Raw genomic sequence first — 11,986 nt, forward strand, 5'->3', positions numbered from 1 at the left:
CGCTTGGCTTTGGCTAGGCATGCGGTCTTCGTAGGGGAATGACCTGAGCCGAATGCATCGGCTGCGGAAGTTCGGCCGACGTTGATTGCGCCCCTTTCCTGGCTCTGAACTTCGTCCAGCGAAGTTCAGGCTTGTAGCCGTAGAGCACATCGAGCCAGGTTTCGGACAGCGTCGCGGTCGCGAAAGGCAATTCGGGGATGGTCCAGTCGGTGCTTCTCTCGATGCCTGTACTCATAGGCACTCGAACCGCCGACCCCGCCCATACCAGGCCGCCGGCCGGCAATTCGACGTATTCGCAATCGTCCCGCTCCGTCCATTCCTGAACTGAGCGGGCGAGACTTTTGGGGTGATCGGCGAACAAAAGGCCGACGATCTCATGACTGTCAATTGAGCGGACGAGATAAGCTGGCATTGGCAATCCCAAAAATTGGGCAATCTGAAAAATTGGATATTGCCTATTTTTCCCGATCTTGCCAAGTCCCTCGCGGGCGCCGGGAGCATGAACCCGTGCGATAGCCGCCCGATTAATCTATCGGAATTCGGCAGAATTTCGCTCGAAGGCCTGCGCTCATCACCATTAAGATGAGGCCTTTCTTCTATTTTTTCCCGAAATATCAACCGAACGGTCGATGCCATGAGGAGCCCAGGGACTACATTCGGCCCGATTCACCAATTCTGCACTTTGGTTTGACCCAGGCCGGCGAAAACCGCAGACTCGAAAAACCGGGATTTTGCATCACCCTCCCGGGGCTGGAGCAGCGCCGTCCGCATTGTGATTTCAAGCGGGCGGCGCTGTTGGAATCTTCGTGCTTCGGACCGAACGCCAAGCGGCCAGCTATCCGAGCATGATCATAAAGGAAGAATGCAGCTATCCGTCTTCGGGGTGAAGCGCGGCCTTCATGCTCCGCAGCTTGGCAATCTTCCACATGATCCGCTCGACCAGGCCGTCATCGAAATCCGACAGCTGAACAACGAGTTCCTTGAACCTTTGAATCTTCCGGTCGAAGACCGAGCAACGATCGCACATCGTCTGCAATTGCCCTGGCGGATGGCTTTTCTTGATATCGACGCAGGTGAAACATTCAAAATATGGGACGAAGTTAATGCGCGTAATGCCGGGCGTAAAGAACGCACGCGACGGCTCGCGATTCATATTCGGGGATTAGCGCAAGGAATCGCTGGGCTAGCAGAGCCCCTCCGTCAAAGTGCGGACGCCGACGATCTTTTCACGCTCACATAAAACTCTATAATGAGCGCTTTAATCGACGCATTTGATCGACGGGTATTGCATTGCCATCATCCATCGAATTGATCGTTGCCTCTCATGTGGCATTGAAGGACCGGCGGGGGCTCGAAGAGCTGCGGGAGCATCGTCGCCGGCTGCTCGAGCAACTCCGGACCGTATCCGGCATCGATCCGATCCGGGCCATCGAGCGGATGGAGGAAGACATCAAGGCGATCGACGAGGGGCTCGAGCAGCTCAAGCCTCCGCCGGGCACATTGCCCGACAATGACTGGCGCTAGCTCAGTTCCGTGCCTTCAGAAGCAGGCTCGTCTGCCGCTCCATTTGATACGCCAGCTGCTTGCGCTCGAATCTGAGCGCGCCTGCTCCTCGAGCGTGGTGTGTCCCTCCCGCTCGAGGATGTCGATGAGAAAAGCCCTGTCCTCAATATGCCGTTGGCGCTTCTGGATATCCTCCATGAGGCCTTCGAGCTCGGTTCGAAGATCTTGATTCACAATTGATGCCCTTCAATCTCAAACTGAAAGGCATCCACTATGTGTCTGAGAACTTAAGCAAGGTTTGCGTCGGGTCGTTGCCTGGCCCAACCGTCATTAACTCGAATGCGGCTTCTTTAATTCCGGAGGCGGGCTTGCCCGAGGCCTCGTCAGAGTGGCCCGGCCTTCGGCCTGGACGGTTCGCCGGACGAGCGTCGGCCATGCCCCGCCGCCGACCGCTCCCGGGGCAGGTGGAGCGCCGGGCCCGACGATCGGGGCAAGCCGGTCGCGGACCGACGTGTCAGCCCGGTTCCGGCGCCCGGTATCCGAATCGACGAAGGCCGAACGTCCCCTGTCCATCCTTGGGCTCTCCGCCGCGGATGTGCAGGGAACGATTCACCCTGCGGCAAAGCTTCCTCCTCCTGCCTTTCCCCCGACCCGCCCGTATGAACTCGACGCCTTGAGCGACCGCCACGTTGCAGCACAGCGGTGCCGGGATTAACTAGCAAAATCAGATTGCTAACGCACAAAATACACGCACAGTTTGTGCAACGCAGCGAGCCCTAGTGAGGTAATTGGCTACGCCAATTAGGCTGAATCCGGTGTTGCGCACGCAAGGGACGTCGGATCGATTGCTGCAAGCTGTGACTGAAATGTCATAGGTGGGACCGTAGCAGTTTGCTAATTCTTCCCGAGCGATAATATTTGTTAAAAGACTTTTATGGTGGGGACCATGAAGCCGGCGCATTTAGCCTTAGCAACCATCATCTTGGCGGTCGCCCCCGCGAGAGCTGAACAGTTTTCCATCAACGATGCCTTGCGTCAGGCGATGCAGACCAACCCGGGAGTGGGTGAGGCCTCAGCCAACCGCCGGGCAACCGAGAGCGAGCTCCGCCAGACTCAGAGTACGCTGTTACCGCAAGTGCGTATCGACGCCAGCTATGGGCCTGAGAAGTTCGACCAATCGCCCGGCTTTATTGCGCCGAGCATTGCGGTGCCGACGACGGGATCCGGGCCGTGGCGCAACGGCAGCCAGGAATCGGTCGTTGTCCGGCAGCTTCTGTTTGATGGATTCACCTCCATTCACGAGGTGTGGCGCCAGAATGCGCGGGTGAACGCCGCTGCCGCGCGCGTCAAGGAGCGAACCGAGCTTATCGCCCTTGATGCTGCCGAGGCCTATATCGACGTCGTGCGCTATATGCGCATGGTGACCCTGGCCCAGCAGAACGTCGCCAATCACGAGAAGATCTTCTCGAACGTGAACTCCCGCTTTTCGGGCGGCCGGGCCGGCGAAGGCGACCTCGAGCAGTCGAGGGAGCGCGTCGAAAGTGCTCGCGCGGCCCTGGCCGAATTTCGCCGCAGCCTCGAGGATGCACGGGCGAAGTACCGCAAGGTCGTCGGCATAGAGCCTTACAATGTGCGCTTCCCGGGCACGTTGCGGGGGCTCCCGGCAAGCCGCGATGAAGCGCTCGCGGTGACGCTGCGGTTCAACTCCACGATCAACGCCGCCCAGTCCGATGTCGATGCCGCCAAGCACGCCTTCAAGTCCACGGATGGCCTGTTTGCCCCGAAATTCTATCTCGAAGGCCGGGCGACGCATTACGACAACTCCTTCCCCTATGTTGCGGCCGCTGGCTCGCCCGCCGTCACCCATGAGGACTACAGCGGCAAGGTGGTGATGTCCTGGGACATCTTCCGCGGCGGCCAGGACGCCTGGAATCGCTCGGAAAAGGCCGAACGGTTCACGGAAGCGACGGCACGGCACGCCCGCCTGCAGCGGGATGCCTATGAGTCGATCGACAAGGCCTGGAACGCCCGTACGGTCACGCAGACCCGCATTACAGCGCTGACCAGCGAGCTGGAGGCGGCCCGGAAGACCATCGCCGCCTTCCAGAAGGAGTATGAGCTCGGCCAGCGCTCACTCATCGACCTCCTGAATGCCCAGAACCAGTTCTTCAACGCCCAGGTTTCGCTGACCTCGGCGCGGGCGGTCGTGGTGTTTGCGGACTATCAGCTGCTCGCCGCGACGGGAACCCTGATCGAATATCTGAAGGCCCCTCCGCCTGTCGACGCAGCTCCGACCGATCTCAACCTGTTCGGCCTGCCGGATTACAAAGTGCCGACCATCCGCTGGACCCTGCCGCAGACCGGCTCGGAGCCGGTGCGGGTTGCGGTACCGGCACCGACGGCCGCGCCGGTTCGGCTGTCCTACGCTGCGACCGGGCCTGCCACGTCGGCATTCGGCGATCGCTGGTCCGGGGAGCCTGAGGCTGGGTCCGCCAAGGTTGCCGGCGTGTCGGCTTGGTTTGCGCAGCGCGAAGGCGCCGGCGGGCCGATCGTGCTCGATAGCTCGACCAGCCAGCGCAGCTCATATGCCGCGGCCGAGAAACCCCATTGGCTGCTGACCGCATTCTCGCCAATTACAAAATAGTAACATCGACCGGATGACGAACGAAAAGCCCGCACTTGTGCGGGCTTTTTGATTTCAGCCTACCCCCGATAATGCACGGATAGCCTTGCGGACGCTCCATTGTTAATCGTTAATCTCGACGGCCCAAATGACTAAATGAATTAACTGGCAATTTGTCGTAGTCTTTCGACGACTTTGCAAAGTTCGCGTCATCGCTTTTCATTTAAGGCATACCAGCTTGTTGTTTCGTCGAACAAAGACGGCTTCGGCCGCCCAAAGTGCACGCCCGGACAACATCGGCGAGGGGCCCGCGGTATCGGCCCGGGCCGAGAGAGTCGAAGCGCAGCAAGGCGATCCGCTGCTGGACTCGCTCATCTTCCTGGCCGGACATCACGGCAGAGCCGTCACACGCGACGGCTTGCTCGGCGGCTTGCCAATCCTCGACGGGCGCCTGACGGTTTCGCTCTACGAACGCGCAGCGCGCCGCGCGGGCCTCGAGACCGAAGCCACCCAACGCAAGCTGCTGGACATCCCGCCTCTCGTTCTTCCGGCCGTGCTGATCATGAAGAACGGAACGACGCTGGTGCTGCTGAGCATCGACGAGGCCAAGCGTACCGCCAAGGTGATCGACCCCAGCAACCGGCCGTATGTGCCGCAGATGCTGACCCTCGATGCGATCGCCGCGGGATATACCGGTTACGCATTTTTCGTCCGGGCCGCTGCCGAGTTGGACCCGCGAGCCGTTGCCGCCGGCAGTCTGCCGCGGCAACACTGGTTCTGGTCCGTCGTAAGGGCGCATTGGCGCAACTACGGCCACATCGCGCTGGCGGCGCTGCTCATCAACATTCTCGCCCTTGCCATGCCGCTCTTCACGATGAGCGTCTATGATCGGGTCATTCCGAACGGAGCCATCCCTTCACTCGTCGCTCTCTCGATCGGCATGGGTCTCGCCATCGTCTTTGATCTGGTCCTGCGGATGGTCAGGAGCAAGATGATCGACGTGACGGGCAAGACGATCGATGTCGTCCTTGCCGCCAACATCTTCGAACACGTCATGTCCGTGAAGATGGCGCAGCGACCGACGTCGGTCGGCATCCTCGCCAACCAGCTTCGCGATTTCGATTCGGTTCGCGAATTCTTCACCTCCGGGAGCGTGGTCTCGGCGACCGATCTGCTGTTTGCCGTGCTGTTTGTCGCCGTTCTCTTCGTGGTCGCCGGCCCCCTCGCCTGGGTGCCGCTCCTGATGCTGCCCGTCATGATCGGAATTGGCTTCCTGCTGCAACGTCCGCTCAACCGGGCGATGAAGCGACTGCAAGCCGAGTCGGCCGCGCGTCATGGCGTGCTGGTGGAATCGCTCGCCGGCCTCGAAACCGTGCGCGCGTCGGGCGGTGAAGCAAGAATGCAGACGGCCTGGGAGCGCTCGGTTGCAGCGACGGCCCGGTCCGGCGAAGCCGTACACTTCTGGTCGTCCCTGGCGCTGACTGCGGCAAACTCGGTGCAGATGTTGACCAGCCTGCTGATGATCATAATCGGCGTCTTTCTGATCCAGAACGGCACCCTGACGGTCGGCGCCCTGGTCGCGGCCAATATGCTCGCCGGCCGGGTTCTGGCGCCGATTGCGGGCATCGCGTCCGTGATCACCCGCGGCACTCAGACCTTCTCGGCGCTCAAGTCCATCGATCGGATCATGACGCTGGAGCGGGAACGTTCGCCAGAACGGACCTATGTCGCCAGGAAGATCGAACAAGGCACCATCAGCTTCGAAAATGTCTCCTTCACCTATCCCAATGCGCCTGGGAAGGCGCTGGACAAGGTCACCTTCAAGATTCAGAGCGGTGAGCGCGTCGGCATCATCGGTCGGGTGGGTTCGGGAAAGACGACCGTCGGGCGCCTGTTGCTCTCCTTCTACGAGGCACAGGATGGCCGCATCCTGGTCGATAGCGTCGACTCTCGCCAATATGATCCCGCGGATCTGCGCGCCGGCATCGGCTTTGCCATGCAGGACACCGATCTGTTCTTCGGCAAGCTGCGCGACAACATCACCCTGGGCTATCCGGCGGCGACCGACGAGGAAGTGCTCGCGGCCTCGCGCCTTGCCGGCGTCGAGAGCTTCATCGCAGGCCACCCTATGGGCTACGACATGCCCATCGCGGAGGGCGGACGCAGCCTCTCGGGCGGTCAGAAGCAAGCCATCGGCCTCGCGCGCGTCTTGATCCGCAAGCCGCGGATCCTGTTTCTGGACGAGCCGACCGCCCATTTCGACGTCCGCAGCGAGGCCGAGTTCCTCGAGCGGCTGAAGAAGCTCGACGATGCGCAGATGACGATCGTCATCTCCACGCATCGTCTCTCTCTGCTGACCATGGTCGATCGGCTGCTGCTGTTCGACAACGGCCGGCTGGTGGCCGACGGGCCGCGCGATCACGTCTTGAGCCTGTTGCAAGGCAAGGCTCAGTCGGCCGAGCCTGCCGTCAATCCCCGAGTGGTTCAACAAGTCCAGCCGGCGCAGAAGTCCAATGTCAGCTGATTTCGCTTACGCCAATGATATTCGCGCGGCCGTCCGATTGAGAACGCCGCGGACCTCCCGGATGCTGCTGTGGGCGTTCTTCGCCCTGCTCTCTACATTCCTGATCTGGGCTCATTTCGCCGTGCTCGAAGAGGTCAAGCGCGGAAACGGCAAGGTCGTCCCCTCGCGGCAGATTCAGGTCGTCCAATCCCTTGAAGGCGGGATCGTCGGCGACATCCTCGTCCAGGAGGGAGCGGTGGTCCAGCAGGGGCAATCCCTGATGCGGATCGACGATACCAAATTCGCTTCCGAATTTGGCGAGATACGGGAGCGCCGCGCCTCGATGGCCGCGCGCTTCGCGCGGCTCGACGCCGAAGCCAGGGGCCGCAGCGAGATCGTCTTTCCCGACCAGATCGATGTGGTCGCTCCCGCCGCCGTGGCAACGGAACGCAGCGTCTTCAAGACCCGCGCCCTCAAGGTTTCGCAGGACGTCGACGTCCTCAATCAGCAGATCGTCAGGCTGACCCAGACATCCGCCCTGCTCGATCGCGAGCTCGCTTTGACCCGCAAGCTCTACGATCAGAAGGTCGTTCCCGAGATCGAAATGCTTCGTCTGGAGCGTCAATCCGCAGAGGCCAAGGGGCAGATCGCCGAAGCCAAGGCGAAGATCGCGACCACGATTTCGACCTTCCGGGCGGCGGCGGACGAAGACCTCGCCAAGGCGCGGGCCGACCTTGCAGTCCTGGACGAGAACATCAAGTCCGCCCAGGACAGGGTGCGCAGGACGGATCTGCGATCGCCGGTTCGCGGCATCGTCAACAAGCTGAACGTCACGACGATCGGCGCCGTCGTTCAGCCCGGCGCGAACCTCATGGACATCGTACCGCTCGACGATTCGTTGCTGGTCGAAGGCAAGATAAGGCCGCAGGACATCGCCTTCATCCGCCCGGGCCAGGATGCCGTCGTCAAGATCTCCGCCTACGACTCCTCCGTCTACGGCCATCTCGCCGGCAAGGTCGAGCGGATCAGCGCCGACACGATCCTCGACGACAAGGGCGAGGCCGCGCAGCGACCGGAGACCTACTATCGCGTGATGGTTCGAACCGACAAGAACCATCTCGGTACGGAGGAGACCCCGCTTCCGATCATCCCGGGCATGATCACGACGGTCGAGATCCTGACCGGCAAGAAGAGCGTTCTGGATTACATCATGAAGCCGGCTCGTACCCTGCGGGATGAGGCGCTGCGCGAGCACTGAAGCGGGACCAGACTGGGACGTCTCGTCATCGCGCTTTGGCTTGTCGTCCGAGCATGATCTGGCCGGAAGGCCGCTTCGCGCTTGTCCGGATCATGCTTTGGATCTGCCCCGCCCGGCTTGCTTAATGCCTCCTTAATGCGCGATCGCAAGCTTTAGCATCGCCGGAGAGCCGCGGTTCATCGCACCGTCTCATTCCCGGCCACGCCTCCCCTGTTTTAACCCGACTTAAGCGCGCCCACGCGCACGCTGGCTCCCGATAAACAGGTCGGGATGACGATCAGGCGCGCAAAGACGCCGGCGACGTCCCGAAATATGGGGACGGTCAATGAAGTCGCGTTTTGCACAGCGACGGCAGGGCATTCTGACGTTTGCGGCAGCCATGCTGGTTTCGCTCACCGGTGCTACGACCTCGGTCGCGTTTGCGTCCGATCTCGGCCCGGCTGATCCGGCCGAGATCGCGCCGGCCGGAGCAGATACCATCCAGGCTCCCGCGACGTTCTTCACGATAAACGCCGTGCTGGCGAAGCTGGACCGCGAGCGCGGACGCGGGCCGAATGCCGTGCGTCTGGCAGCGCTGACGCCGCCCTCCTCCACCGCCACGGATGCCGCGCCTGAGCCCGTCTCTCCGGCCGTCGTGCCGCCGCTCGGCAATGAACCCTTCGGTCTCTTCGCATTCCGGGCGCCCGACAACGATATCTGGCGCAAATGGCGGGCCGTCGAGGCAGACCTCGTCAAGGAGCAGTCCGTGCTCGAGCGCTGCGGATCCGCCCCTGCGAGCTGCCCGCCTCACGCCGCGCAGTTCCTCAGGCTCGTCGGCGCCGTCAAGGCCAAGTCCGGGCGAGCTCAGCTCGAGGAAGTCAATCTCGGCGTGAATACCGCGATCCGCTATGTCAGCGATCTCGTCCAGCATCGGGAGCTCGACCGCTGGAGTTCGCCGCTGGCGAGCTTTGCGACCGGCAAAGGCGATTGCGAAGACTATGCGATCGCCAAATACGCCGCATTGCGCCAGGCGGGTTTCCCGGACGCCGACATGCGCCTTCTCCTCGTCCGCGACCGTACGGTCCGGCAGGACCACGCGGTGCTCGCCGCCCGGCTCGACGGCCGCTGGCTGGTCCTGGACAACCGCTGGGCGGGCCTGCGGGAGGACAACGGCGAGCTCAACTTCGCCCCGCTCTTCGCGATCAATCACGACGGCGTGCATCTGTTCGCCAAGCCTTATGCGAAGGCTGCGCCGCTTACGGCCGAAGCCGCGCCGGCAGCGGCGGGCGCGGAATGGGCGGGCTCGGAGCCCGCGGAGGCAGGTGGCGGCGGCTCGCTGAGCACGCTGACGCTGGTTCTCTGAGGCGAAGAAAAACCGCCGGCGGAGTCCCCGCCGGCGGTTTTGTCATGCGTTACTGCCGCTTACGCCACGTGAACGGCGTTCGCTGCTGGTATGCCCGTGCTGATATGGGCAAGATCGACCGCGTGAGCGGCTGTGTTGTCGGCGGAATAAAACAGTTCATTGGTGGTCTTGTTGAAGAAGAAGTTGGACCCTGCGAACGCGCTGTCGTGCGTCTGATCGTTTGCACCGGACACATCCGCGTTGAAGGTAACAGCCTGGGCCGTATTGATAGTCAGGTTCAGGTTTGCAACGTCGACGACGATCGAATCGCCCAAACTGAAGTCTGAGATCGTTACATTGGCGCCGCCATTGCCGTGTAACACGAACGTGTCATTGCCGGCGCCGCCCGACATGGTGTCAGTTCCTGCCAGGCCAGCAACGAGAGTGTCATTGCCAGCGCCGCCATTCAAGACATCCGTGCCGGCTCCGCTACCTGCGCCCGCATAGAGGACACTGCCGGAAGATTGAGCCGTCAAAGTATCCGCAAATGACGATCCAAAGACATTTTCGATGCCCTTGATGGTGTCACCTGAGGCACCACCACCCACCGCGGCGGCAACGGTGTCGGTTTCTGCGGTCAGGTTGACCGTCACCCCGGAGGTCGCGTTGCTGTAGTCAACGGTATCTCCTGGTCCCGTTCCGCCGGTGATCGTATCATTCGCGGCACTCGCGGCGATTACTTCGGGCGCGGCCGTACCTGTCAGGCTGGCGTTAGTACCGATCAGAGACACTGTCAGATTGTCAGTGCTTGCGAACGTATCGCCGTCACCATCAGTGATGCTGATCGCGAAGTTCAGAGTGGTGCTGGCAATCGTTGTATTTTGTCCATACGAAAGAGTCGTCAGCACGACCTTGTCGTCTTGGTCCGGGACAGCAGCCCCGCTGGCGATATTCGTGACGTCGACCTCGCTGAAGGTCGAGAAAAGCGCGCCGGATACAGTTCCGGTAGCGCCCCAGTGCGCCTGGTCGACAATAACCGCCGTGCCGTCTGCCTGCACCAAGTCCCAGGTGACCGAATTGGTATGAGTCGCGTCCCAGACGGTGACCAGAAAATGTTCGTTCGTCGAGTTGTTCCCCTTGCCGATGCCGACAGTCACCCCGGTTTGCAAATCACCGAACCTGAACATGACTGTTTCGCCGGAGTCCAGGTTGCCGTTGTCAATGCCCAAGCCCGGGTTGTTCTTGTGCAAGACGTGAGAGTTTGGACTCGTGCTGCCGCTGTTCCATCCGTCAATAAGGACGGTGCCGGCAGGCACCGTGGCGGGATCGTTGCCGCTGAGGAATGTTCCGGTGCCGTTGACGATCGTCAGATAATCGCCGTTGCCGCCGTTCGGCAACTGCGAAACGAAACTGAAAGTCGTCGTTTGCTGCAGAGTGTTTGTATCCACATGGAAGTTGTAGGTTCCATCGATGCCTACAGTCAGTTCAAAGAACTGCTTCGTATGCGCAAGGTCCGTGAATGCAAACATCTCCCCGCTTTTCGTGGCGGAATTGTAGTCGGTGTACTCATAGAAGGAGTACAGCGTCGTTGTCCCACTCTTCACGTCAACCTTGAAGAGCTCGTGGCCTGACACCGCCGTATTCGTATCCGTGATGACATAAGTAAGGCCACTCGGGTTCGCCCCCATAGAGACTGAAATGGGAGCGATTGCATTCGGGCCATCGGCGCCGAACTGCGGCTGCCATGTACCGTTAATCTGCGTGTTGTTGCTGAAAGGTGCAATCGCGTCTTGGATGGCACCAATCGACGGCGTGTCGTCGTTGACGTTCACCGTCAGCGAGCCCGTCGCCGTGTCGCCGTCGCCATCCGTCACCGTGAAGCCGACCGTGACGCCGAGGTTCTCCTCCGTCGTGCTGCTGGTCGGATGCACCAGCGGCTCGGACACCGTGAACGTGTAGGAGCCGTCAGGCGCCACGTCGAGCTTGAACACCACGTTGCTCGAGGTCGCACCCGTCGCCGTCAGGATGGTGTGGCCCGCGACCACCGTGGTCGCATAGGTCAGCGTCTCCTGGGCCCCGAGCCCGTTGGCGTCCTTGTAGATCGCCTTCAGCCCGACCGGGTTGGTGAAGCTGATCGACTGCAGACCGTCGGCGCCCACCGCGAACAGGGTACCGGCGGCACCCGTCGCGACCTTCACGTTCGCAACACCGTCCGCAGGCACGTCGTTGCCGACGAACAGCGTCTGCGCCTCGTCGTCCAGAACCGTTGCCGCCGTCACCGTGCCGGCATTCGGCGTGTCGTCGTTGACGTTCACCGTCAGCGAGCCCGTCGCCGTGTCGCCGTCGCCGTCCTTCACCGTGAAGCCGACCGTGACGCCGAGGTTCTCCTCCGTCGTGCTGCTGGTCGGATGCACCAGCGGCTCAGACACCGTGAACGTGTAGGAGCCGTCAGGCGCCACGTCGAGCTTGAACACCACGTTGCTCGAGGTCGCACCCGTCGCCGTCAGGATGGTGTGGCCCGCGACCACCGTGGTCGCATAGGTCAGCGTCTCCTGGGCCCCGAGCCCGTTGGCGTCCTTGTAGATCGCCTTCAGCCCGACCGGGTTGGTGAAGCTGATCGACTGCAGACCGTCGGCGCCCACCGCGAACAGGGTACCGGCGGCACCCGTCGCGACCTTCACGTTCGCAACACCGTCCGCAGGCACGTCGTTGCCGACGAACAGCGTCTGCGCCTCGTCGTCCAGAACCGTTGCCGCCGTCACCGTGCCGGCATTCGGC

9 protein-coding genes are annotated in these 11,986 nt (G+C 61.8%); 6 read left to right on the top strand and 3 right to left on the bottom strand.

Going from position 1 to position 11,986, the window contains the following annotated elements; all coding sequences use genetic code 11:
* Window positions 1–13 precede the first annotated feature (13 nt).
* Window positions 14–412: a hypothetical protein gene (locus tag JQ617_RS25570; RefSeq protein WP_212028694.1), complete on the bottom strand. Its 399-nt coding sequence runs from the start codon at window positions 410–412 to the stop codon at window positions 14–16.
* Between the two features lie 450 nt (window positions 413–862).
* Here JQ617_RS25570 and JQ617_RS25575 point away from each other — a divergent pair, with 450 nt between their 5' ends.
* On the top strand, window positions 863–1,240 hold the full coding sequence (locus tag JQ617_RS25575; RefSeq protein ID WP_212028695.1) for a hypothetical protein: 378 nt from the start codon (window positions 863–865) through the stop codon (window positions 1,238–1,240).
* 50 nt (window positions 1,241–1,290) lie between these two features.
* A complete protein-coding gene (locus JQ617_RS25580) occupies window positions 1,291–1,524 on the top strand; it encodes a hypothetical protein (protein WP_063694586.1) in 234 nt (77 codons plus the stop codon).
* A 15-nt stretch (window positions 1,525–1,539) separates the two neighbouring features.
* On the opposite strand, the gene JQ617_RS25585 is transcribed toward JQ617_RS25580, so the two are convergent.
* Window positions 1,540–1,701, bottom strand: coding sequence for a hypothetical protein (locus tag JQ617_RS25585; RefSeq protein WP_212028696.1), 162 nt, complete (start codon window positions 1,699–1,701; stop codon window positions 1,540–1,542).
* A gap of 748 nt (window positions 1,702–2,449) precedes the next feature.
* Here JQ617_RS25585 and JQ617_RS25590 point away from each other — a divergent pair.
* From JQ617_RS25590 to JQ617_RS25605, 4 genes are all read left to right on the top strand, one after another.
* The gene (locus tag JQ617_RS25590) at window positions 2,450–4,147 is read left to right on the top strand and encodes a TolC family outer membrane protein (RefSeq protein ID WP_212028697.1); all 1,698 of its coding nucleotides are present in this window, start codon (window positions 2,450–2,452) and stop codon (window positions 4,145–4,147) included.
* A 274-nt stretch (window positions 4,148–4,421) separates the two neighbouring features.
* Entirely contained in the window at window positions 4,422–6,650 is a 2,229-nt protein-coding gene (locus JQ617_RS25595; RefSeq protein WP_349630651.1) for a type I secretion system permease/ATPase, read from the top strand.
* Window positions 6,640–7,887, top strand: a complete 1,248-nt coding sequence (locus JQ617_RS25600) for an HlyD family type I secretion periplasmic adaptor subunit (RefSeq protein ID WP_212028699.1) — start codon at window positions 6,640–6,642, stop codon at window positions 7,885–7,887. Before JQ617_RS25595 ends, JQ617_RS25600 begins: the two co-directional genes overlap by 11 nt.
* Before the next feature lie 325 nt (window positions 7,888–8,212).
* Window positions 8,213–9,229, top strand: coding sequence for a transglutaminase-like cysteine peptidase (locus JQ617_RS25605; protein ID WP_249157478.1), 1,017 nt, complete (start codon window positions 8,213–8,215; stop codon window positions 9,227–9,229).
* A 59-nt stretch (window positions 9,230–9,288) separates the two neighbouring features.
* Here the strand turns inward: JQ617_RS25605 and JQ617_RS25610 are convergent.
* Window positions 9,289–11,986, bottom strand: a 2,698-nt coding sequence (locus JQ617_RS25610) for a beta strand repeat-containing protein (RefSeq protein ID WP_502754894.1), incomplete at its 5' end; no start/stop codon positions are given.

It is taken from the genome of Bradyrhizobium sp. KB893862 SZCCT0404 (genome assembly GCF_018130885.1).
GTDB classification, from domain to species: Bacteria; Pseudomonadota; Alphaproteobacteria; order Rhizobiales; family Xanthobacteraceae; genus Bradyrhizobium; species Bradyrhizobium stylosanthis.

Coding starts and splice junctions, on each gene's coding strand:
- JQ617_RS25600 (WP_212028699.1), top strand. CDS start 6,640: ATGTCAGCTGATTTCGCTTACGCCAATGATATTCGCGCGGCCGTCCGA.
- JQ617_RS25575 (WP_212028695.1), top strand. CDS start 863: ATGCAGCTATCCGTCTTCGGGGTGAAGCGCGGCCTTCATGCTCCGCAG.
- JQ617_RS25605 (WP_249157478.1), top strand. CDS start 8,213: ATGAAGTCGCGTTTTGCACAGCGACGGCAGGGCATTCTGACGTTTGCG.
- JQ617_RS25585 (WP_212028696.1), bottom strand. CDS start 1,701: ATGGAGGATATCCAGAAGCGCCAACGGCATATTGAGGACAGGGCTTTT.
- JQ617_RS25590 (WP_212028697.1), top strand. CDS start 2,450: ATGAAGCCGGCGCATTTAGCCTTAGCAACCATCATCTTGGCGGTCGCC.
- JQ617_RS25570 (WP_212028694.1), bottom strand. CDS start 412: ATGCCAGCTTATCTCGTCCGCTCAATTGACAGTCATGAGATCGTCGGC.